Origin of the sequence: Hafnia alvei, from assembly GCF_964063325.1 — a bacterium.
In the GTDB taxonomy this organism is placed as follows: domain Bacteria; phylum Pseudomonadota; class Gammaproteobacteria; order Enterobacterales; family Enterobacteriaceae; genus Hafnia; species Hafnia alvei_B.
The window spans coordinates 793,424-816,600 of record NZ_OZ061315.1 but is presented as its reverse complement, the minus strand read 5'-3'; the positions used below and the strand labels follow the sequence as shown (position 1 = coordinate 816,600).

At 48.7% G+C, this 23,177-nt stretch carries 20 protein-coding genes and 1 tRNA gene; 8 read left to right on the top strand and 13 right to left on the bottom strand.

Annotated elements, in window-relative coordinates; translation table 11 throughout:
* Positions 1–4 precede the first annotated feature (4 nt).
* Genes AB3Y96_RS03920 through AB3Y96_RS03905 form a run of 4 tightly spaced genes read left to right on the top strand, consistent with a single transcriptional unit; the run spans position 5 to position 4,089 of the window.
* Positions 5–637: a lysophospholipid acyltransferase family protein gene (locus tag AB3Y96_RS03920; protein WP_072310328.1), complete on the top strand. Its 633-nt coding sequence runs from the start codon at positions 5–7 to the stop codon at positions 635–637.
* Positions 634–2,388: a bifunctional alpha/beta hydrolase/class I SAM-dependent methyltransferase gene (locus tag AB3Y96_RS03915; protein WP_367298537.1), complete on the top strand. Its 1,755-nt coding sequence runs from the start codon at positions 634–636 to the stop codon at positions 2,386–2,388. Before AB3Y96_RS03920 ends, AB3Y96_RS03915 begins: the two co-directional genes overlap by 4 nt.
* Before the next feature lies 1 nt (position 2,389).
* Positions 2,390–3,709 carry a phosphatase PAP2/dual specificity phosphatase family protein gene (locus AB3Y96_RS03910; RefSeq protein ID WP_367298536.1) on the top strand — a complete coding sequence of 440 codons (1,320 nt, stop codon included), beginning with the start codon at positions 2,390–2,392 and terminating at the stop codon, positions 3,707–3,709.
* Positions 3,691–4,089, top strand: coding sequence for a hypothetical protein (locus AB3Y96_RS03905; RefSeq protein WP_367298535.1), 399 nt, complete (start codon positions 3,691–3,693; stop codon positions 4,087–4,089). The genes AB3Y96_RS03910 and AB3Y96_RS03905 overlap by 19 nt, the downstream gene beginning before the upstream one ends.
* A 46-nt stretch (positions 4,090–4,135) precedes the next feature.
* On the opposite strand, the gene AB3Y96_RS03900 is transcribed toward AB3Y96_RS03905, so the two are convergent.
* The 6 genes from AB3Y96_RS03900 to xerD all read right to left on the bottom strand — a co-directional run bounded on the left by AB3Y96_RS03900 (position 4,136) and on the right by xerD (position 10,819).
* Positions 4,136–4,209: transfer RNA gene (locus tag AB3Y96_RS03900), tRNA-Gly, on the bottom strand.
* 195 nt (positions 4,210–4,404) lie between these two features.
* Entirely contained in the window at positions 4,405–5,922 is a 1,518-nt protein-coding gene (gene lysS, locus AB3Y96_RS03895; protein WP_040046179.1) for a lysine--tRNA ligase, read from the bottom strand.
* A 9-nt stretch (positions 5,923–5,931) separates the two neighbouring features.
* Positions 5,932–7,030, bottom strand: a protein-coding gene (gene prfB / locus AB3Y96_RS03890) for a peptide chain release factor 2 (RefSeq protein ID WP_096386376.1) whose coding sequence is annotated in 2 segments (ribosomal slippage) — positions 5,932–6,954 and positions 6,956–7,030 — 1,098 coding nt in all. Because the reading frame shifts where the segments join, the coding sequence is not laid out codon by codon here.
* A gap of 406 nt (positions 7,031–7,436) precedes the next feature.
* Positions 7,437–9,170 (bottom strand): single-stranded-DNA-specific exonuclease RecJ, encoded by a 1,734-nt coding sequence (gene recJ / locus AB3Y96_RS03885; RefSeq protein WP_367298534.1) that lies wholly within the window; start codon positions 9,168–9,170, stop codon positions 7,437–7,439.
* Positions 9,171–9,175: 5 nt separating this feature from the next.
* The gene (dsbC, locus tag AB3Y96_RS03880) at positions 9,176–9,892 is read right to left on the bottom strand and encodes a bifunctional protein-disulfide isomerase/oxidoreductase DsbC (protein WP_367298533.1); all 717 of its coding nucleotides are present in this window, start codon (positions 9,890–9,892) and stop codon (positions 9,176–9,178) included.
* 27 nt (positions 9,893–9,919) lie between these two features.
* Complete coding sequence (xerD, locus tag AB3Y96_RS03875; RefSeq protein WP_043491009.1) at positions 9,920–10,819, bottom strand: site-specific tyrosine recombinase XerD; 900 nt, start codon at positions 10,817–10,819, stop codon at positions 9,920–9,922.
* Between the two features lie 204 nt (positions 10,820–11,023).
* Between xerD and fldB the strand changes: the two genes are divergently transcribed.
* Positions 11,024–11,542: a flavodoxin FldB gene (gene fldB, locus AB3Y96_RS03870; protein ID WP_072310340.1), complete on the top strand. Its 519-nt coding sequence runs from the start codon at positions 11,024–11,026 to the stop codon at positions 11,540–11,542.
* 70 nt (positions 11,543–11,612) lie between these two features.
* Here the strand turns inward: fldB and AB3Y96_RS03865 are convergent, their stop codons facing one another.
* A complete protein-coding gene (locus AB3Y96_RS03865) occupies positions 11,613–12,026 on the bottom strand; it encodes a protein YgfX (RefSeq protein WP_072310341.1) in 414 nt (137 codons plus the stop codon).
* The gene (gene sdhE / locus AB3Y96_RS03860; protein WP_072310342.1) at positions 12,007–12,273 is read right to left on the bottom strand and encodes an FAD assembly factor SdhE; all 267 of its coding nucleotides are present in this window, start codon (positions 12,271–12,273) and stop codon (positions 12,007–12,009) included. The genes AB3Y96_RS03865 and sdhE overlap by 20 nt, the downstream gene beginning before the upstream one ends.
* Before the next feature lie 376 nt (positions 12,274–12,649).
* Here sdhE and ygfZ point away from each other — a divergent pair, with 376 nt between their 5' ends.
* Positions 12,650–13,639 (top strand): tRNA-modifying protein YgfZ, encoded by a 990-nt coding sequence (gene ygfZ, locus AB3Y96_RS03855; protein WP_072310343.1) that lies wholly within the window; start codon positions 12,650–12,652, stop codon positions 13,637–13,639.
* A gap of 149 nt (positions 13,640–13,788) precedes the next feature.
* On the opposite strand, the gene AB3Y96_RS03850 is transcribed toward ygfZ, so the two are convergent.
* The gene (locus AB3Y96_RS03850) at positions 13,789–14,607 is read right to left on the bottom strand and encodes a shikimate 5-dehydrogenase (RefSeq protein WP_072310344.1); all 819 of its coding nucleotides are present in this window, start codon (positions 14,605–14,607) and stop codon (positions 13,789–13,791) included.
* Positions 14,608–14,808: 201 nt separating this feature from the next.
* Positions 14,809–15,693: a nucleoside-specific channel-forming protein Tsx gene (locus tag AB3Y96_RS03845; RefSeq protein WP_072310345.1), complete on the bottom strand. Its 885-nt coding sequence runs from the start codon at positions 15,691–15,693 to the stop codon at positions 14,809–14,811.
* A 659-nt stretch (positions 15,694–16,352) separates the two neighbouring features.
* Here AB3Y96_RS03845 and AB3Y96_RS03840 point away from each other — a divergent pair.
* Positions 16,353–17,003: a hemolysin III family protein gene (locus tag AB3Y96_RS03840; RefSeq protein WP_072310346.1), complete on the top strand. Its 651-nt coding sequence runs from the start codon at positions 16,353–16,355 to the stop codon at positions 17,001–17,003.
* A gap of 709 nt (positions 17,004–17,712) precedes the next feature.
* Here AB3Y96_RS03840 and AB3Y96_RS03835 read toward each other — a convergent pair.
* The 3 genes from AB3Y96_RS03835 to budA form a co-directional block, all read right to left on the bottom strand.
* Positions 17,713–19,113: an alanine/glycine:cation symporter family protein gene (locus AB3Y96_RS03835; RefSeq protein WP_367298532.1), complete on the bottom strand. Its 1,401-nt coding sequence runs from the start codon at positions 19,111–19,113 to the stop codon at positions 17,713–17,715.
* Between the two features lie 527 nt (positions 19,114–19,640).
* Positions 19,641–21,317, bottom strand: a complete 1,677-nt coding sequence (gene alsS / locus AB3Y96_RS03830; protein ID WP_367298531.1) for an acetolactate synthase AlsS — start codon at positions 21,315–21,317, stop codon at positions 19,641–19,643.
* Between the two features lie 29 nt (positions 21,318–21,346).
* A complete protein-coding gene (gene budA, locus AB3Y96_RS03825) occupies positions 21,347–22,129 on the bottom strand; it encodes an acetolactate decarboxylase (protein WP_072309045.1) in 783 nt (260 codons plus the stop codon).
* Positions 22,130–22,233: 104 nt separating this feature from the next.
* Here budA and AB3Y96_RS03820 point away from each other — a divergent pair, with 104 nt between their 5' ends.
* The gene (locus tag AB3Y96_RS03820; RefSeq protein ID WP_072309046.1) at positions 22,234–23,106 is read left to right on the top strand and encodes a LysR family transcriptional regulator; all 873 of its coding nucleotides are present in this window, start codon (positions 22,234–22,236) and stop codon (positions 23,104–23,106) included.
* Positions 23,107–23,177: the final 71 nt, after the last annotated feature.

The window sequence follows — 23,177 nt, the reverse complement described above, 5'->3', positions numbered from 1 at the left end:
GCTCATGAACCGTATGCTGCGCTGGATTTTTACGCTGTGCGTTGCCTATCCTGTGGTTTGGATTTGGCTCGGCGTTCGCGTCTCTGGTCGTAAAAAATTACCGATAGATGGCCCAGCGATTATCGTGGCGAACCACAACAGCCACCTCGATGTACTGACACTCTTCACCCTATTTCCGCTCTCAACGTTGGTCAACGTGCAGCCCGTAGCTGCTGCAGATTACTTTCTGAAAAACAAACTGATTAGCTGGTTTGCACTGAAGGTGATCGGCATCATCCCCGTTTATCGTGGAGCCCATCAGGCCAACCCGCTACAAGCCTGCGTTGATGCACTGAATGAAAAGAAAATCGTGATTATTTTTCCCGAGGGCACGCGCGGAGAGCCGGGTAAATTTTCAGAAATAAAATCCGGTATCTGGCATTTGAGCCAACAGTGCCCCGAGGTTCCTATTATTCCTGTCTATATGCACGGCCTTGACCGTTCGATGGGGAAAGGTCAAAAAATCCCGGTGCCTTTCTTTATCGACATATTTATTGATGACGCATTGTTTTATGACGCAGACAAAATCACTTTTAAGCGATTACTACTAAATCGTTTTGTCGCTTTACAACAGCTTGCTACAAGGAAAACAGCATGATTCAGGAAGCACGTTTATTTCAGGAAGGCACATTCTTTACCAGCGACAAGACATCATTATATTTTCGCCACTGGCCTGCTACGGAAGGTCACAGTCATAAAGTCATCGTTCTGTTTCATCGTGGGCATGAGCACTCTGGGCGTTTGCAGCATGTTGTCGACGAACTGATGATGCCCGATACGCATTTTTACGCCTGGGATGCCCGTGGTCACGGCCAGTCACCGGGTGCTCGCGGCTATAGCCCAAGCCTTGCACGCTCGGTATTGGATGTGGATGAGTTTGTGCGTTTTGTCGCACAGGATGCACAGGTCAGACTCGATGATATTGTGGTGATTGCTCAAAGCGTGGGTGCCGTGCTGGTATCAACATGGGTTCATGATTTTGCGCCGAAAATTCGCGGTATGGTACTGGCGTCTCCGGCGTTTAAGGTCAAGCTATACGTACCGTTTGCCCGTTCTGGCCTTGGCTTAATGCAGCGTTTTCGTGGTCTATTTTATGTAAATTCCTACGTAAAAGGTAAATTCCTCAGCCATGATCCCGAGCGCATCGCCAGCTTTGAAAATGACAAACTGATTACGCGTCAAATCGCCGTGAACATCTTGTTAGACCTGTACAAAACGGCTGACCGCATTGTTTCCGACTCATCGGCGATTACGTTGCCAACTCAGTTGCTTATTTCCGGCGACGATTTCGTGGTACATGCAAAACCGCAAAAACAATTCTACGCCGGATTACGCAGTGCAATAAAAGAACAACATATTTTACCGGGCTTCTATCACGATACTTTGGGTGAAAAAGAACGCAGTTTAGCCTTCGATAAAATGAAAAGTTTTATCGACCAGCTTTATAAAGCCGAACCTTATTCATTCGATTACAGCCATGAAGATCGGTGGAGTCCGAGCGCCGATGCCTATCGTGAATTGCAAGCGCCGCCAAAAGCGCGGTCGCTGGAAGGTCTATTTTATGCCGCACTAAGCTTTGGGATGAAAACTATCGGCAAGAAGTCAAAAGGAATGCGGCTTGGTTACGAAACAGGCTTCGACTCCGGTAGCACGCTAGATTATGTCTATCGCAATCAACCCGAAGGTCAAGGCACTCTGGGACGCGTAATCGACCGTAACTATCTCAACAGCGTTGGCTGGCGCGGCATTCGGGTTCGTAAAATACATATCCAGCAGATGATCGAGCAGGCGGTCAAGTCCTTGCAAGACAGAAATATCCCCGTGCGCGTGGTGGATATTGCCGCAGGGCATGGCCGCTATGTGCTGGATGCACTGGAGAAACAACAAGGCGTTGAAAGCATATTGCTGCGTGATTACAGCGATTTAAATGTGGAAAAAGGTCAGGCGATGATCGCGGAACGCGGGTTAAGCGCTATCGCACAGTTTCAAAAAGGGAATGCTTTCGACTATGACTCCTTAGCAACGCTTAATCCGGCACCCACGCTAGGGATTGTTTCAGGGCTGTACGAACTCTTCCCTGATAATCATTTAATCAAAACGTCATTGGCTGGGCTTGCGGCAGCCATACCTGTCGGCGGCATATTGGTATATACCGGCCAGCCATGGCACCCGCAGTTAAAAACCATCGCGTATACCCTCACTAGCCATCAGAACGGGATTCCGTGGATGATGCGTGTACGTAGCCAGAAAGAGATGGATACGCTTGTGGAACAGGCTGGTTTTGAAAAATGCCATCAGGTTATTGATGAGTTTGGCATTTTCACCGTGTCACTCGCGATAAGAAAATAAAATGGCTCAGTGCAAACCTTCACAAAATAATGGCAGCCTTTGGAAACAGGGGCTGTGCTGGCTTCTGTTGCTAGGCCCACTATTTTTTCTCAGCTACGGGCAGGTAAATCAATTCACTGCGACAAGAGACGACGTGGAAAGCATAGTTTTCGGCTGGGAACATGCGATCCCGTTTATGCCGTGGACCATCGTGCCTTACTGGAGCATTGATCTACTGTATGGTCTTTCGTTTTTTATCTGTACCTCAAAGCAAGAACTAACACGCCACGGCTGTCGACTGCTTGCTGCATCGCTTATTGCCTGTATAGGTTTCCTATTTTTCCCACTAAGATTTTCGTTTATTCGCCCAGAAACGCAGGGCATATTTGGCTGGTTATTCCATCAGCTCGAGCAGTTTGATCTCCCTTATAACCAAGCCCCATCCTTGCATATCATCCTCGCGTGGCTACTGTGGTTACGTTTTCGTCAGCATTTGGGTCGTGAAGCGCGCTTCCTGTGCGGAGGATGGTTTTTACTGATTGCAGCGTCCGTGTTAACGACTTGGCAGCATCATTTTATCGATGTCATCAGTGGTTTTATCGTTGCGGTCGCTATCAGCTACGCGATCCCGATCAAAGGCCAATGGCATTGGAAGCGCCCATCTCCACACACGCTTCGGCTTGCAGCAAAATATGCCACCGCAAGTGCCTTATTTTTTCTAGCTGGGGGGCTTATCCCATATGGCTCTATTTTGCTGTGGCCAGCGACTGCTTTACTCATTGTCTCATTAGGCTATGTAGGTCTGGGTACTAGCATATTTCAAAAAAACGATGCAGGGCATTTATCGCTTTCTGCACGTTTATTGCTCTGGCCTTATTTAATTGGGGCGCGGATTTCTAGAAAGTGGTTTTCCCGCCATATCCCCGCGGTGTCCCCTATCCTCGATGGAATATCTTTAGGGGGATTTCCGGGTAAGTCCTCACCGCCTAGCGCAGTGCTTGACCTCACGGCGGAGTTTCATAGAAAAGTTCCTTCGACATTTCGCTGGTCAGCTTATCCGTTAATGGATTTAACCCCGCCTACGCTACAAGATATTGATGCGATATTGTGTAAACTCAGTCAGTTACGCTTAACCAATGGTACGGTTCTGGTTTGCTGCGCATTAGGTTTATCCCGCAGTGCAACGGTGGTGGCCGCTTGGTTGCTGGCTAAAAACCACGTGTCTTCTGTGCCGCAGGCTATTGCACTCATCAAACATCATCGCCCGCAAATTGTATTAACGCCTGCCCATATTGATGTGCTGGAAAAGTATAAGGAAACACGATGCCAAACATCAGCATGACAAACCGCATTATAGAGATTCATCTGTCAAGTTGGCGTTACTTCGCGGCGCTATCACTGCCACCGATGGTGCTAGCATTTGCCTTTTTACCGATATGCGAAGTTGCAGCACTGTGCATTTTATTTCTGGTTACGCACTACTACTGCTGGCGTCTATGGCTGGATGAACGACTTTTCCAGCTCCTCAATGAAGAAAGCAATCTTGCTGAATTTGATCAAGGAATGGGGTGCTTATGGGGAGCTGCTTCAGGTAAAACGCGCTCAATGAATGAACGCTGGCAAGGAGTGCGACGGCTGTTTTACCGGGCAATACTGGCGCTCTTAGCGCTATGGCTCGTTTCATTAGGCTTAGTGCTTTATGTCTCTTATAGACTTGGGTGATTATCAAAGGAAAGTTGAGTTTGGTAGGTTTTAGAAGAGTTGGAATTGGAGCGGGCGAAGGGAATCGAACCCTCGTATAGAGCTTGGGAAGCTCTCGTTCTACCATTGAACTACGCCCGCATCAATGTGGCGATCATTATAGTCCCTTCTGTCACGCCATCAAGCAGATTAAAACACTAAGTGACGAATAATTAAGCGGTTAGACCTTTGGGCGATCACAATTTAGGAAATCACTTCTTAAAAAAAATCCCCACGGTTTTAAAAAACGTGGGGATTTTTATTTTGTATGCGGCAGGCTAGCTACCGCTTACAAACTTATTTGACTGGACGCATTGCAGGGAACAGGATCACGTCACGGATGGTGTGGCTGTTGGTGAACAGCATCATCATACGGTCGATACCAATACCCAGACCTGCGGTTGGTGGCAGACCGTGTTCCAGAGAAGTCACATAGTCTTCATCGTAGAACATCGCTTCGTCATCACCTTCGTCTTTCGCGCGAACCTGATCCTGGAAGCGTTCAGCCTGATCTTCCGCATCGTTAAGCTCGGAGAAGCCGTTACCGATTTCACGGCCGCCGATGAAGAACTCGAAGCGGTCAGTGATGAACGGGTTATCATCGTTACGACGAGCCAGCGGAGAAACTTCTGCTGGATATTCGGTGATGAAGGTTGGCTGAATCAGGTTTTTCTCTGCGGTTTCGTCAAAGATTTCACACTGAATACGGCCTAGGCCCCAGCTCTTCTCGATCTTAATGCCCAGAGATTCAGCGATTTTGATCGCTTTGTCCAAGTCATCCAAATCTTCCATTTTAATATCTGGACGATAGTGGTTGATGGACTCTTTCATGGTCATTTTGATGAAAGGTTTGCCGAAGTCGAAAGTCTGGTCGCCGTACTGAACAATGCTGCTGCCCAGAACTTCCTGAGTCAGAGTACGGAACAGATCTTCGGTCAGAACGATCAGGTCTTTGTAATCCGCGTAAGCCATATAGAGTTCCATCATGGTGAACTCTGGGTTATGACGCGGAGAAACGCCTTCGTTACGGAAGTTACGGTTGATTTCGAATACGCGTTCGAAGCCACCCACAACCAGACGTTTCAGGTACAGTTCTGGCGCGATACGCAGATACATATCGATATCCAGCGCATTGTGGTGAGTGATGAATGGACGTGCAGACGCACCGCCAGGGATCACTTGCATCATAGGAGTTTCCACTTCCATGAAGCCTTTGTTCACCATAAAGCTACGGATAGCAGCCAGAGTTTTAGAACGAATACGGAAAGTCTCGCGAGACTCTTCGTTAGCGATCAGATCAAGATAACGCTGACGATAGCGAGTTTCCTGATCGGACAGACCATGGAATTTGTCTGGCAGCGGGCGCAGTGCCTTAGTCAGCAGACGAATCTCGGTACAATGGATAGACAGTTCACCCGTCTGAGTGCGGAATACTTTACCGCGCGCACCAATGATGTCACCCAAGTCCCATTTTTTGAACTGGTCGTTGTACAGGCCTTCAGGCAGATCGTCACGTGCCACATACAGCTGGATGCGACCACCCATATCCTGCAGAGTAACAAAGGAAGCTTTACCCATGATACGGCGGGTCATCATACGACCAGCAACAGAAACCTCGATGTTCAGATCTTCGAGTTCTGCTTTATCCTTTTCGTCGTACAGGCTATGCAACTTGTCCGAAGTAGCATCACGGCGGAAATCGTTAGGGAATGCGATCCCTTCCTTGCGCAGCGCGGCCAATTTTTCACGGCGAGACTGCATTTCGTTGTTAAGATCAAGAGCCTGATCGGCACCTTGTGATTGTTGTTCAGACATATTGTTTCCTCATAACCCGGCTTTCAAGCTTGCCTCAATGAATCTATCCAGGTCGCCATCTAACACGGCCTGTGTATTACGCGTTTCAACGCCAGTACGTAAATCCTTAATGCGAGAGTCATCCAGTACATAAGAACGGATCTGACTCCCCCAACCGATGTCAGACTTGTTGTCTTCCATCACTTGTTTCTCAGCATTTTTCTTCTGCATTTCGTATTCGTACAGCTTAGCTTTCAGCTGACGCATTGCCTGATCTTTGTTCTTATGCTGAGAACGGTCATTCTGACACTGGGTCACAATGTTGGTCGGAATATGGGTAATACGTACTGCGGATTCCGTACGGTTAACGTGCTGACCACCGGCACCAGAGGCGCGGTATACGTCAATACGCAAATCGGCTGGATTGATCTCGATATCAATATCGTCATCCACTTCTGGGTACACAAACGCAGAGCTAAATGACGTATGACGACGACCACCAGAGTCAAACGGGCTTTTACGTACTAGGCGATGAACGCCAGTTTCAGTACGCAGCCAGCCGTAAGCATATTCACCGGAGATTTTCACGGTCGCCGATTTCAGACCGGCTACTTCGCCGTCTGATTCTTCAATAATTTCGGTTTTGAAACCTTTGGCTTCCGCCCAGCGCAGGAACATACGCAGCAACATGCTTGCCCAGTCCTGTGCTTCTGTCCCGCCAGAACCTGCCTGAATGTCGATATAACAATCAGCGCTGTCGTACTCACCAGAGAACATACGACGGAATTCTAACTGAGCCAGTTTGGCGTCTAACTGATCCAGCTCAACGACGGCCTCATTGAAGGTCTCTTCGTCGTCAGCTTCGATAGCTAGCTCCAGCAATCCGGATACATCATCCAGACCCTGAGTCATTTGATTGATGGTATTAACGATTTCTTCTAACGAGGAACGTTCTTTGCCCAGCGCCTGTGCGCGTTCTGGCTCATTCCATACGTCGGGCTGCTCGAGCTCGGCGTTAACTTCTTCTAGCCGTTCTTTCTTGGCATCATAGTCAAAGATACCCCCTCAGAACTTCTGTCCGGTCAGACAGGTCCTGGATACGGCTTTTTACCGGATTAATTTCAAACATATTTTCTTATATCTTTCGTTAAGTGTTCAGCGACGGAACCATGTCATTCCTCTAAAGGAATTCCTAAACCGTCATAAAGAGACGATAAAAATAGCGTTAAGGCAGCGTAATGAACTAAAAAACTGCTTACGCCTAGCTTTCGACTCTATCAAAATGTCCTTACAGAATATAGCAACTCACACCTATAAATGGCAGTCATTCCGCGATTTTCAAGCTCTATTGCTGCAATTTCCGGCGAGGAACGATGCGATTAAAATGTATGGCTTATTGCAGGCTCGCTGTTATTACTTCTTCTTATAAAAGAGCGGCGTCTCACTACACTTAATCATCTGAGCAGTATAACGAGAACAAAAAGGGGCAGCTTGTGCTACCCCTCATACATTACATGGATTTTTGTTCGAGTGCGTCAGCGTGGCCAAAGGTGCTGGATCATCAGCTGTACACTGCGGTTGCCACGATATTCGTTAATGTCCAGCTTAAATGCCAGCTCCACTTCACGTACGCTCGGATCTGGCCACAGCGTGGTATCCACGTTAAAAGCGATACCATCTAGCAGCGGGCCGCCACCCACGGGCTCGAGCATCAGCTTCAGATGACGTTCACCCACCAGCTTCTGCTGCAAGATTTTAAACTTGCCGTCGAAGGTAGGATCGGGGAACGCCTGCCCCCATGGTCCCGCATCACGCAATAACTCTGCGGTTGGCAGCGAAAGTTCGTCCATCGCCAGTTCACCGTCAGACCAGATCACGCCTTCAAGCTGAGACGCATCCAGCCATTCACCCACCAGTTCAGCAAAGCGCTGGCGGAATTCATCAAAGCGCGATTCTTCTAGAGATAGCCCAGCCGCCATTGCATGGCCGCCAAACTTCATGATCAAACCGGGGTTCTGCGAATCAATGCGCTCCAGCGCATCGCGCATGTGCAAACCGTGAATTGAACGACCTGAGCCTTTCAGAATGCCATCGCCCGCCGGAGCAAAAGCAATCACCGGACGGTAAAAACGCTCTTTGATGCGGGAAGCGAGAATACCCACCACGCCTTGGTGCCATTCTGGATGATACAGTGCCAAACCGTACGGCATTTCAACCGTGGTACGTTCCAGCTCGCTGCAAATCTGTAATGCCTCAACCTGCATGCCCTGCTCTATCTCACGGCGCGTCACGTTCAAACTATCCAGATCGCTGGCAAGCTCGCGCGCTTTAGGCATCTCGTCGCAGAGCAGTAGCTCAACGCCAACCGACATGTTGTCCAAGCGCCCGGCAGCGTTAAGCCGTGGACCAAGCGCAAAACCTAAATCACTTGCCACTAGCTGACGGGCATCACGATTGGCAATTTCTAACAACGCACGGATCCCGACACGACATTTTCCCGCGCGGATACGGTTAAGCCCCTGATGCACCAAAATTCGATTGTTGGCATCCAGCGCGACAACGTCTGCCACCGTGCCTAATGCGACTAAATCAAGTAAATCAGCCAGATTCGGCGCGGCGATCCCGTGTTGTTCAAACCAGCCGTGCTCATTCAGATGCTTGCGTAGCGCTAACATCAAATAGAACGCCACACCAACGCCGGCTAATGACTTCGACGGAAAATCACAGTCGTTGAGGTTCGGGTTAACCATGGCATCAGCGGCGGGCAAGGTTTCGCCCGGCAGATGGTGATCGGTAACCAGTACTTTAATCCCGCGTGCATGCGCATTATCAACACCTGCGTGAGACGATATACCGTTATCAACGGTCATGATCAGCTCTGCACCCATGGCAGCAGCCTGCTCAACCACTTCAGGGCTTAGCCCGTAGCCATCTTCAAAGCGGTTCGGTACCAGATACTGAACGTTTGCCGCCCCCATGCTGCGCAGTGCCAACATAGAAAGCGCGGTACTGGTTGCACCATCGGCATCAAAGTCGCCAACGATAACAATGCGCTGATGCTCAGACAGTGCCTGATGGAGAAGCTCTACCGCGCGATCGATACCCGATAGCGTCTGGTATGAGAGTAAACCTTTTACCCCACGCTCCAGCTCTTGCATGCTAACAATGCCACGGTTGGCATAGACACGGCGCAATAGCGGATGGAGATCGTCAGGAAGTTCATGATTTTCCACCGCCTCTCGGCGGCGGAGCTGTGTTGATACGATCAAACCAATTAACCTTTAGCCTTGCTCATGGCTGCCTGCGCATCCAACATCGCCAACATCTCTTTCGGCCCCTGATAACCAGGGATCACGGTGCCGTCGTTAAGCACAATGGCAGGAGTTCCCTGCACGCCAAACTGCACGCCGAGCTCATAGTGTTTTTTGATATCAACATTACAAGTTGCTGGCTGAGTGGCCTCACCGCTCAATGCCGCATCGAACGCCTTACGACGATCGGCCATGCACCAGATTGACTGCATATCCTTTTCCGCCTGAGAGCTTAAGCCCTGACGCGGGAATGCCAGATAACGAACGGTGATACCCAGATCGTTATACTCTTTCATCTGCGAATGTAGTTTGTGGCAGTAGCCGCAGGTGATGTCGGTAAAGACCGTGATCACATGTTTTTCTTTTGGTGCTTTGTAGACAATCATTTCAGGCACCAGCTTTTGCAAACGGCCAACCAGAATCTGATTAGTCACGTTAACCGGCACCGCGCCGCTGACGTCATACATCGGCCCTTGCAGAATGTGCTTACCATCGCTGGTCACGTAAAGCACGCCGTTGTCGGTAAATACCGTTTGCAAGCCAGCAACCGGAGAAGGCTGAATCTCGGCTTTCTGTACGCCCAATGTTTTCAGCGACTGCTGGATTTCAGCATCACCTGCATGTGCTGCGCCAGTGACTGAAGCCGCCAGCAAAGACAGCCAAATTAAACCTTTCTTCATTGCGTAATCCTTGTATTTCCCTGCGCCTTACGCACGGGGATGATGCTGTTGATGTAGCTGTTTAAGTCGTTCAGTAGCTACATGCGTATAAATTTGGGTTGTGGACAGATCGCTATGTCCTAACAACATTTGTACGACACGCAAATCCGCCCCATGGTTCAGTAAATGAGTGGCAAAAGCGTGTCTGAGCACATGCGGTGATAAGCGAGAACTATCGATTCCTGCCAGTACCGCATAGTGTTTAATTCGATGCCAAAACGTTTGGCGCGTCATCTGCTGGGCACGATTACTGGGGAACAACACGTCTATCGTTTGTCCATTCAGCAGCCATGGCCGACCATATTCCAGATAATACTCAATCCAGTAAACCGCCTCTTCCCCCAGCGGAACCAGTCGTTCTTTATTACCTTTACCGATAACGCGCACCACGCCCTGACGCAAACTGACATCGGCCTGCGTCAGCCCCACCAGTTCAGAAACGCGTAGTCCGGTGGCATAAAGCACTTCGAGCATCGCCTTATCCCGCAATTCTATCGGGTTCTCAACGCTTGGTGTTTGCAGCAACGTATCAACCTGCTCCTCGGTGAGATCTTTAGGCAACCGCTGCGGTAGCTTTGGCGACGATAATAACGTCGTCGGATCGTCGCTGCGCATTTTTTCACGATAAAAATACTGAAACAAACGACGCATGGCGCTAAGTAAACGAGCAGAGCTGGTTGCTTTATAGCCGCCATCAACGCGTTCAGCTAAGAAACTTTGCAGGTCAGAAACCTGAGCCTGTAATAAATCAGAATGATGATGCGCCAGCCATTCAGCCAGCGACCGTAAATCCAGACGATAAGAGGCCAGCGTATTTTCGGCTAAGTTACGTTCTAACCACAGCGCATCTAAAAATTGTTCTATCAGTGCCTGATCTTGCTCGTGCACCGGCGACTCCGTTGATAAAGGCTCAAACCAAGGTTTAGTGTGCATTATGCCTGACACGGATTCAAATCTGATACACTCTGCTGTTATGTATTTGTAACCCGACGGCAGCAACGCCCCCGTGCTCTTTACATTACCGCAGCGTTGGCTACCTTCTTTCACCCTGATTGCCGCCTAGTCGCAGCTCGAATGTTTTTAGGTATTACTATGAAGATAGGTCTTTTTTACGGCTCCAGCACTTGCTATACCGAAATGGCGGCTGAAAAAATTCGCGATATTCTCGGCGCCGAGTTAGTCGATTTACATAACATCAAAGATATCCCCATCCAGCGCATGGAGGATTACGACATTTTGATCCTCGGCATTCCAACCTGGGACTTTGGTGAAATTCAAGAAGACTGGGAAGCCGTCTGGGATGCACTGCCAACCTTGAATCTACACAATAAAATTATCGCCATGTATGGCATGGGCGATCAACTTGGTTATGGCGAATGGTTCCTCGATGCCCTTGGTATGCTTCACGACCGTTTACTGCCGCTAGGCGTGCAGTTTGTCGGCTATTGGCCAACAGAGGGCTATGAGTTTACCAGTCCTAAACCTGTGATTGACGATGGCAAACTGTTCGTTGGTTTGGCTCTCGACGAAGCGAATCAATACGATTTAAGTGACAAGCGCCTAGAACAATGGTGCGAGCAGATCATGCTGGAGATCGCTGAATTACTGTAACGCGATGCTTATTGCACACATTGCATATAGAGAAACAAAAATGCCCGATGGAAATCTCGGGCATTATTCACTAATCACTCTGGTGCGTTTGCATCAAAGTTCGGCGCAAATGGCACCATGCTTCTGGCGTCAAACTGTCTGCCGCAATCCATAAACGCTTTTTCTTTCCCTGATTTTTCACACTTTTCAAGGGTAGCAATGCGCCAAAATCACTGATCCAAGGCGTCTTACATAACTCCCACTCATTGTGTTGCCATTGAATATGATTATCCTCCAGAAAGCTAAACTCTCCCTGAATCTTAGCGATCTGCTTTTGACTGCGGATACATTCAAACACCACTAAAGTCAGCAACACTAGCCAATAAAAACTATAGTTTTCCGGCCAGGGTGCTAGCAAAATTAACAAAATCAGAATGCCATGCGTAACCAACATCAATAGTTGCGTTCGCCATGACACCCGTACATCACAACGCCATTGGTCCACGATCTTTGTTTCGCGTTTGAATAAGTTTAACCATATGCGCTAATTCAGGATCCTTGGGTGAACCGTGGTTCATAAGCCAATTGAAAAGATCGGGATCGTCGCACTCAAGTAAGCGTACAAATGCCTGTTTATCTGTATCGCTCAGCGAATCATACTCATGTTCGAAAAACGGCATAATGGAGATATCCAACTCACGCATACCGCGGCGGCAAGCCCAATGAATGCGTGATTTATTTCCTATATCCATGATTTACTCACTCCTGATCAGTTAACCTTATTCTTATAAGATAATCTCGTAAGACACCCCGTAACTCACTGGGTTCCCAGTCGAGACGAGATACGCGGCTCCATTTTAGCGCGAATCCAACGAAGATTTAGAAAATAGGTTCACAAACTGACATATTTATTAGCGCATTATGTACCAGACAGTGCCTTAAACCTCGGCAAATATAAGGTTTATAGAAAAACTCGGAATTCTCCTCCCTCTTTGCCGCTTTAGTCCCACATATTTACCTCTGTGCGTGAGCATTTATCCCAACTGCACGATATTTCCATTTGCAATCCTACCCGCCTCTCTTAACATGGTTAGATTCCATTTCGGGACTGCATTGTAGGGAACCATCATGACTTTGAACTCTCTTTTCGCGCCACGCCAACCGGTAGCTTCTAACCACCTGCCCTTAACGATAATGTTGCTCAACGATTGGCAGTTGGTAAACGTGACGGGGCCTGACGCTAGCAAATATTTGCAGGGCCAGCTAACCGTAGACGTTGCAGCACTCACTGAGCATGAACACACCCTCTGCGGGCATTGTGACGCGAAGGGGAAAATGTGGAGTGACCTGCGTTTATTCCACCGAGCAGAAGGCTTCTCTTATCTGATACGCCGCAGCGTGGCAGAAAATCAAATCACCGAATTAAAAAAATATGCGGTGTTTTCCAAGCTCACTATCAGCGCAGACAATGACGCCGTGATCCTCGGCGTTGCCGGCTTGAAAGCCGACGCTGCGCTTGCAGCCTATTTCCCGCAGTTGCCTGATGCCAACACACCGGCGATGACGCATGAAGACACCACGCTGCTCTATTTATCTCAGCCAGAAGCGCGCTATCTGCTGATAACCTCTTTATCCACCGCTGAAATGCTCACAGATAAACTGCGTGGCAGCGCGCAGTTTAACGACGGTCAACAGTGGATTGAGCTTGATATCGAAGCGGGCCTGCCTGTTATTGACGTCGCCAATAGCGGCCAGTTTATCCCTCAGGCCACGAATCTTCAGGCGCTGAACGGCATCTGCTTTAAAAAAGGCTGCTACACCGGCCAAGAGATGGTAGCTCGTGCTAAATATCGCGGTGCCAACAAACGTGCGCTTTATTGGCTGCAGGGTTCCGCTAGCCGCGTGCCACAAGCAGGTGAAGATTTAGAGCTCAAGTTAGGCGAAAACTGGCGACGTACTGGAACGGTATTAGCCGCCGTTCAGCTTAACGACGGCAGTCTCAACGTTCAGGTCGTGCTCAATAACGATTTAGAAGCCGATAGCGTACTGCGAGTTCGTGACGATGAAGGTGGAATGCTTACGATTCAACCGCTGCCATATTCGTTGGTGGAAGGGTAATTCATCTCATTGCTTGACCCCACCCCAGCCCTTCGCAGGGGAGGGGGCCGAACGGTTCTCGGTATTAATTTCGCACTCGATATGCTCCTCCCCCTGCAAAGGGGGAGGCTGGGAGGGGGTCTGTCAAACTAAAAGCACTTACCCCAATTTCACCCGCGCGCATATTTCGCCGCAGCCAAAAATAGCTCATGATCGGGGCGAATACCGGTATACAACACAAACTGCTCAACGGCCTGAATAGCAAAAACTTCAGCGCCGCTAATCACCGTTTTCCCCTGAGTCTTGGCATAACGGATCATCGGCGTTTCAGATGGCAACGCCACAACATCAAAAATTACCTTCGCACGGTCGATCTCACCTTCGCTAAACGCCAGCGTATCAGCATCGGCACCCCCGCTCATGCCGATAGGCGTTGCGTTGATCAACACATCGGCTTCCACGCCCTGCATATCTGGCCGCCACTCATAACCATATAGAGAGGCCAGTTGCTGCCCGGTTTTTTCATTCTTCGCCACAATATAGCCTTGCTTAAAGCCTGCGTCTTTTAACGCACAGGCCACGGCCTTCGCCATTCCACCGCTGCCACGTAGAGCAAATACTTGCTCAGGGGAAACGGCATACTGTGCCAAAAGCTGGGCAATCGCTAAATAGTCGGTGTTATACGCTTTGAGATAGCCATCGGTATTCACAATGGTGTTAACTGAATCAATGGCTTTAGCAGATGCATCCATCTCATCCACCAGCGGGATAACATCCTCTTTAAACGGCATCGAGATCGCGCAGCCACGGATCCCCAGCGCACGCACACCACCAATTGCCGCTTTGATATCTTTGGTCGTAAAAGCTTTGTAGAGATAGTCCAGATCGAGCGCATCATAAAGATAATTATGAAAACGTGTGCCGAAGTTGCTCGGACGCGCCGCCAGCGACATGCATACCTGAGTATCTTTGTTGAGATGTTTAGTCATAGAACCTCTTCGCCAAAAAATGAATCCAGAAAAGCCGCAGACTGATACCTGCATTTGTCACTATCATGGACTAAAACCGATAGGGTGAAAATGGCTGAGTTTCTTGCTAAAAGTTCCTCTTTTAATCTGCTCTCAGACTGAGCCAAAATGCAAAAAAGGAGCCCTTAGGCTCCTTTCGTATAGGCATCAACTCGGTGGAACTTAGAAGTTGTAACCCGCAACTAGGTAGTAACCCCAGCCGGTAGATTTCACGTCAAAGTTACCTTTGCCGAAGTTCAGCTCAGTACCATCCTGCCATTGTCCACCGTTATGGAAATAACGCGCAACGAAGGAGTAGTGCCAGTGATCATAATTCAGGGCCAGAATGTGGCTAGAAGCGATAGAGTTGCTGCTACGAATACGCTGGCCATTCAGGTCGCTGTGGCCAGAATCTTTACCTAAGTCAGAACCCCAGTCGAAGTTGGTGAAGCCGATGTAGCTCAACTTACCGCCCAATACTTCGGTGATTGGCACGAAGTATTTAACTTTGAAACGGTAACCGTCCCATTCGTTTTCGTTAGCTGCATCGTAGTTCTGCCACTGGTATTTTGCATACACGTTCATCGACAGGCTCATTGGCAAGCCGGTATCAATGTCGGTACCCAGACCCATATACCATGTGCTCTGACGGCTATCGCTGTTACGACCCATATCGTAGATATAGTTATTCGCGAAATACCACTCTTTGAACGGGCCGAAGCTCAAATCGGTGCCGGTCAGCTTATCAATAGAGAAGCGCGGTTCAATTTCCATGAACAATGGAGAACCGTGGTTCCAGATACCGCGAGAGGTGCTGTCGCCGCCGAAGAACATTGGCGCATCCACATAACCGTAAAAGTCGAACCAATCTTTCTTAGCAAAAGCTTCATACTCAAGGTAAGTATCGTCTCTCAGCTGTGGTCCAAAGCGCGTATGAGCGCTCCCCACCACGTTAACGCTTTGATGCCACCAGTCAGAAAGATATTCGCTGTTGTTGTCTGCTGCTACAGCGGTAACGCTGCTTGAAAGTGCAAGCACGGTGCCTGCAGCTAAAATTATTTTTTTCATAATATTGCTACTTACCTTAAGCAAAATTCCCTGCCAGGGAAAAGACCCATGTAAACATCACCACAAATAGCCATCAATTGATCAACAACCCACCTTTCTGGCCGTGCGTATTATAGAAATTATTGCTCACAAAAATCTGTGATCTCTGAATACATTCTTAAATACGTAATCGATTGCGTTCACGTTTGCGATGAAAAAATTCGGAGGGATTCTACAATCTTTGCAGCAATAATCAAATTTAAAACCGAACTGTTGTTATACAAATTGCCCTGAAAGGCTTATGCCATCTGGCATTAGATGATAAACGCTCGCGGTTTTTGTGTCTGAACAAAAATTTGCGCAACTTACCAAAGGAAAAAATTGACGAAACTTTGCCGCTGTTACAATGTCGCAGGCGATAAATGTTTGAATGCTAATAAACCATTCACATTTTTGTGAAAATCATGACAAATAAGTTGATAAACAAATATCAACAAAACCAATTTATTCGAATTAAAACCATATAATTATCTGATAAACAAAAATAAAGTCATTCGTGTCGTAATTAGCGCAATTATATTTGAGCTTACACGTGTACACTGGAATAATTCTCAGATAACCTAGCTCTAGTTTTAAGCCACAGCATGATTTCCATTGTTCAACAGAGGTAGTGCCGCACTATGGCAAAGGCAAACATTGTTCAGCAGGGATATTCACTGGCAGAGGAAGTTGCCAACAGCATCAGCCACGGAATTGGTTTTATTCTGGGGATCGTCGGCCTCGTATTATTGTTGGTACAAGCCATTGGCACCGGCGCCGATGCCACAGCAATCGCCAGCTATAGCCTTTACGGCGGCAGCATGATTTTGCTGTTTCTTGCATCCACGCTCTATCACGCCATTTCGCATCAACACATTAAACGTTGGCTAAAGGTGTTTGACCACTGCGCCATTTATTTATTGATAGCTGGTACCTACACCCCATTCCTGCTCGTCGGATTAGATTCCACCCTAGCCAAGTGGCTGATGGGAGTTATCTGGGGTATTGCGCTGTTTGGTATTTTGTTCAAACTCGCGTTTGCCCATCGTTTTGAAGTGCTTTCACTTATCACCTACCTCACGATGGGGTGGCTGTCATTAATTGTTATCTATCAGTTGGCAACCAAACTGGCATGGGGGGGCGTAACGCTACTGGCCGTGGGTGGGATTGTTTATACACTTGGCGTTATTTTCTACGTCAGTAAACGAATTCCATACAACCACGCGATCTGGCATGCGTTTGTATTGGGCGGATGCGCCTGTCATTTTTTTGCGATTTATTTGTATGTGTAGATCGAATGGGCAGGTTTTGTTCGCCTATTCTCTGTGCGATATGGTGTAAGGTTTCGACCGCCTATTCTCTGTGCGATATGGTGTAAGGTTTCGACCGCCTATTCTCTGTGCGATATGGTGTAAGGTTTCGACCGCCTATCCACTCCGGTGGTTATATGCTGCATGAGTGAAGGCGTCCGAGTCGGGTGCGCCAGCGCGCGCACCCAACACCCGCGCGCTCTTATCCGAGACGCCATCTCCGCGCCGGGTCGGCATGCGCCATCCTTGGCGCCTCCTCCCCTAACGCTAACATCCTGTTAGCGTTGCTCTTTCTCCCAAGACTTAAACTAAAAAATAGATAGAGTTTTTGTCTTTTGTCTTTTGGGGTTGACCTTTTCCGGCACGTTGTTCTTCAGCCGAATAGAGGAATGCAAGCTAGGATTTGCCGACTGGACGTCGGCAAAAGAGCGACGGAGGCATGGATGCCGATTGTCGCTCGTTCCGTTAAAGCCGGAATGACGAGATGAGGGAACCTGCGAAGCAGGCTGAAGAACGGTGCCAAGCCGGGTTGTTAGGGGGCGGCGATTGGCCCCCTAACACGGACGCCTACACGATGCGTATGTAGGCCTCAATATTTTGGGCGGACGTAATATGCACCATACCTAAAGGACGTTCACACAATACAAAGGTAAAATTCATTGCCTAAAAGCGGACACAACATCCACCACGTTTAAACCTTATTCTCCACTACCTTCCCACCCACGTACTTGCTCATCTTAATCACTATCGGCGACAGCAAAATCAACGCCACGAGGTTTGGCAATACCATCAGTCCGTTGAACATATCCGCCATATTCCACACCAGCTCGACTTTGAAGAACGAGGCAATAAAGATGAAGGCAATCACCACCAGTTGATAGGCACGTACCGCACGTTGGGAATTGAATAGATAACGAATATTCATTTCACCATAGTAGTACCAGCCAACAATCGTTGAGAAAGCAAAGAAGAATAGCGAAACCGAAATAAACAGGCTGCCAAAATAGCCATAAACATAGGTGTACGCTTGCTGAGTCACCGCAATGCCTTGCCCGGTGAATACACCAAGGAAGTTGGTCTGGGTTTTACCACCCAGTTCCCACATGCTCATACCCGATGTGATAATCGCCAATGCGGTTAGTGTGACGATAACGCACACCACAAACACGCCCATCATCGCGATATAGCCCTGTTGTTCTGGACGCTCAACCTTAGCCACCGCGTGAGCATGCGGCGTTGAGCCCATCCCTGCTTCGTTGGAAAACAGACCGCGAGCGATACCAAAACGCATTGCCTGCTGAATCGCAATCCCTGCACCACCGCCCAACACCGCCGTTGGATTAAATGCCGCCACAAAAATCGATTTAAACGCCGGTAAAATATAGTGGGCGTTGTGCACCAAAATAACCAAGGTTCCCAACAGATAAAACACGGCTTTAATCGGCACTACTTTCTCGGTGAATGAGGCGATGCTGCTGATCCCGCCCATAATCACCACGCCGGTGATCACCGCCAATACAATACCGATCACCCAACCCGGCACGCCCAGAGAACTATTAAACGCCGCCGCAATAGAGTTGGACTGCACCATATTGCCGATAAAGCCCAGCGCAATAATCACCAACACGGAGAAAATACAGGCCAGCCATTTGCAGTTCAGCCCCTTCTCAATGTAATACGCAGGGCCGCCGACCACTTGGCCGTTTTTATCTTTTGATCTGAATTTTTGCGCCAACATCGCTTCCGCGTAAATCGTCGCCATTCCCAGAAACGAGGAAACCCACATCCAGAAAATCGCACCGGGGCCACCCGCCACAATTGCCGTGGCGGGGCCCGCCAGATTGCCGGTACCGACCTGACCAGCAATAGCCGTTGCAACCGCCTGAAATGAACTCATGCCCTGCTTATCAGCCTTCGCGCCCGACAGAGAAATACCGCCGAACAGCGCTTTAAAACCAGATCCAAAATGACGGATCTGAATGAAACCCAAACGCAGCGTGTAGTAAATACCTGTACCACACAGGAGGAAAATCAGCAGTTCATCCCAAAGCAGACTGTTAACCTGATTAACTAACTGAGTAATGAATTCCATAATGCCTTACCTGTTTTTATGCCAGTGCGTGTGTGGTCACACGTCATGGTTGTTGTTTTAAGCCAATAGTTCACCCGTAGCCTGTAAAAGCACCAAGGTGGGTTGCCATAATGAAAAATGCAGATGTATCAACAAATAAGGCCAGATAGGCCCCGCTGATCTCGTCTTAAAAAGGGGAACATTTCACGGTGAGAACTCTATCACACTTTTGTCGCCAGACTTGTCCAGAAACCGACCATCAGTAACATGAGTAAAAATGATGATTAGCGTAAGTAATAGGATGAAATAACAATGTAATTATTTAATATTTATCACTTTTTACATTATCACCCAGCCAAGCTTTAATTGTAGTTATTGGGTTTTGTCATTAGAAAATCTCACCCAAAATTAATGAAAAAAAGTAAGGCTTAAAGATATTCCTGAACGCGATAAATAAAAAAAGCCTCATCAAGCAAACGATGAGGCCGAAACCGAAGAGATGTTATGTCAGACAACCTTCGGGGTAGGTGAAATCACAATAATAAAAATTAAAACAGCTCGCTCATGTTCAGTTGGCTCATCAACAGCGCGTTATCGCTGTAATCTACCGGCACGGCAACAACCGCTGGGCCCTGTACGTCCATCGCTGCACGCAATGTGCTTTCCAATGTTTCTGAAGACGTAACGGCAAATCCCTTGGCACCAAACGCTTCCGCGTAGGCTTTAAAGTCGATTGGGCCAAATTTCACCCCCGACGTGCGGTGGTATTTTTTGTCTTCTTGGATCGCAACCATATTGTATTCTTCATCTACCCATATGATATGCAACAGGTTCACACCTAATCGTACCGCCGTTTCCAACTCCATGCTGGACTGCATAAAACCGCCATCGCCGGAAACCGAGACCACTTTACGGCTAGGATCGACCAGCGCAGTACCAATCGCCCACGGTAACGCAACCCCCATCGTCTGCTGCCCGTTTGAAATCAGCACCTGACGCGCACGGAAGCTGTATAGATAGCGGGCGATCCAAATATGGAAGCTCCCCATATCGACGCACAGCGTCACATCGCTATTCACAATGTCCTGCATAGCTCTCACCAAGCGCAGTGGATGAATGGCAAACTGGGTTAAGCTTCTTCCTTTCTGTGCTAAAAGATCGCGCTGCTGACGGCGCTCTTCCAAAATAGCCACCGCGTCGCTGCTTAAATCAAGCGCGGTGTGAATATGTTCAGACAGCAAATCTAGCGTCTCTGCGATATCCCCCACCAGCTCAATATCCGGCTGATAATCGCTATCGGTTTCGGCAGGCATAATGTCGATATGAACCAAGTCGGCATCATCGTTGTTCCACTGCGCTGGCTCGTATTCAATCGGGCTGTAACCAATCGTTATCACCAAATCAGCGTTACGCAGTAAGCGGTCGCCCGCCTGATTATTAAACAGCCCTACGCGCCCAGCAAAACGATGGAAATGAGCCTGATCGATAACCCCAGCCGCTTGATAGGTGCTGGTTACCGGCAGCCCGCTTTTATGCAATAGGCGACGAATAGCATCAGCGTTGCGCGGCTGACTTGCCATCAGGCCAAGTAAAATCACCGGGTTTTTCGCTTTTTCCAGCCGGCGAGCCACCTGTACGATACTTTCAAAAGGAGCCGCGCCCAGAGTAGGATGCTGTGTTGTTAACACCCTGCTGTTGACCGGCTCATTGAGAATATCCATCGGCAAGCTGATAAAACTGGCTCCGGGACGGCCAAACTCGGCGGCACGAAAGCCGTTAGCCATCACTTCAGATAATGCCGACGCCGAAGTCACCTCAGCGGAATATTTGGTTACCGGACGGAACATCGTCACGGTATCCATCGTCTGATGCACCTGTTTGAGATGATCGGCGCGCTTCACCGCCCCGCCCAGCGCAACCAAAGGATCGCCTTCTGAGGTCGCCGTCGCTACGCCGGTGATTAAATTGGAGCAGCCTGGCCCGGATGTCACTAGGGCCACACCGGCTTTGCCGGTTAAGCGCCCAACCGCTCCCGCCATAAATGCCGCATTGGCTTCATGACGAACGGCAATCGTCTCAATGCTGGAATCAACCAACGAGTTAAACACCCTATCAATTTTCGCTCCGGGGATACCAAATACGTGTTTAACCCCCTGAGCTTCTAACTGAGCGACGATCAGATCCGCCCCGCACTGCCATGCTTTATTGCTATCAGACTTTTTCATGGAACCACACTCCTCGCAGCCAAAAAGGCTTAACTTTCAACGGAACGAATCGCCGTATCTAAATTTGCAGGGCACAAATCGGCCTGCATAAAATCATCATCATGAGGGAAATCGATCAGCAATTTATCGATAGAACCAAAGGTCAAAACGCCGCTCTCCACCTGATAATCAAGAATATGTCCACCGCAGTCGCGTTCAGCGGTGATGAAGTGTTCGTGATACCCAGCAACGTTGATACCTTGCATGTAGTTAGGTGTCAGAAAACCAATCAACACCCCTTCGCGATGTTCTATGTGGTATGTCGGCTGAGCCTCAATGGCCTCCTGCATCGGTTTATAGGGGCGGTGCTGTTCCGGCACGGTGCGCGTTTCTACGTTACGGAATACCCCGTCAATGCGTAGCGCACAGAAGGCGTTTTGGCTGGTGAGCATTTTGTCGATAACCTGATGGATCTCATCGCGGCTATGCAAACGATTGATGCGGTATTCTTCAGTCGGTTGAAAAAAGGTCATCACCGCAAAAGGCGTTTTCTGTTCTGGCTTGGCGCGACGAGCGCTGCCGTCACCACGTAGCTGGAAAATATTGCGGTTAAACGCGATCATTTCGCCATCAAGATGGTTAAAAGTGCCTAAGCCAAAGTCGCCATGCTGGAGCAAATCGGCCATCGTCGTCTCCCCTTCGTAAACCCCGCTTAATAGCGCACTCATTAGAGAAGTTTGATAAATGACGCGTTCTGGATGTGCACGTTGCAGCTGCATAGCCGTTTTTGCGATGTCTGCCACGCATGTGCAGTCAGAAGGATGTGATTTCATGAGGTGATCCAGTTATTCAATTATTAGCGTTATTAACTAAAGGTTGACTCCTTTCAGCAATGAGTTCCAATATGATGTTGTGTTCACTTTGAGACGTTTTTGATATGGAACTACGCCATTTACGCTATTTCGTCGCGGTGGCTCAAACAGGTCACTTTACGCGTGCAGCAGAACAGTTAGGGATCTCGCAGCCCCCTCTCAGCCAGCAAATTCAAAGACTTGAACATGAGGTTGGCGCCCCACTGATTAAGCGTTTAACGCGCGGAATTGAGCTAACCGAAACGGGTAAAACGCTCTACAAAGATGCCTGTGAAATCATCAAACTCACCGATGCAGCGCTTGAGCGAGCACGCAACGTCGCCCGAGGCATTAGTGGAACTGTCAACATCGGTTTCGCCTGCTCTACGGCGTTCAACCCTGCGGTTTTTTCTCTGCTACACAGCTTTAGAGAAAACTACCCGATGATGCATCTTCAGCCGCAGGAGAAAGAGATGTCCGGCTTGATGAATGCGTTAGAAGAGGGAAATATTGATTTCGCGTTTATTCGCCTGCCGTGCGAGCGCAGTAAAGACTTTATGTGTCGGGTCATCGACACCGAAGAGATGATGGTGGCACTCCCTCGCCAACACCCGCTTAGCCATAACGGCTCAGTTTCCCTGATCGATCTCAAAGATGAATCTCTAATCACTTTTCCACGCGAGGTGGCGCCCAGCCTTTACGACCAAACGATCCATGCCTGTGAAATCGCCGGATTTTCGCCCAATTTAGGCCAGCAATCGCCTCAGTTGACCTCGGCGATCAGCATGGTAGGCGGAGGTTTTGGCATGGCCATCGTGCCTGACTCATTAAGCAAGATTGACGAGAAAAACGTGGTGTGTTTGAAACTGAAAGACACACAGCTGACCAGTGATATTGCCATTGCGTGGCGCCGCGGCGACAGCAGCCATATTATTTTGCACTTACTCAATTTGCTGTAACGTTCACTTCCATCATAAACATCCATAAAAAAACCGCCCTGAAGCAACTTTAAGCATCAGGGCGGTTTTTA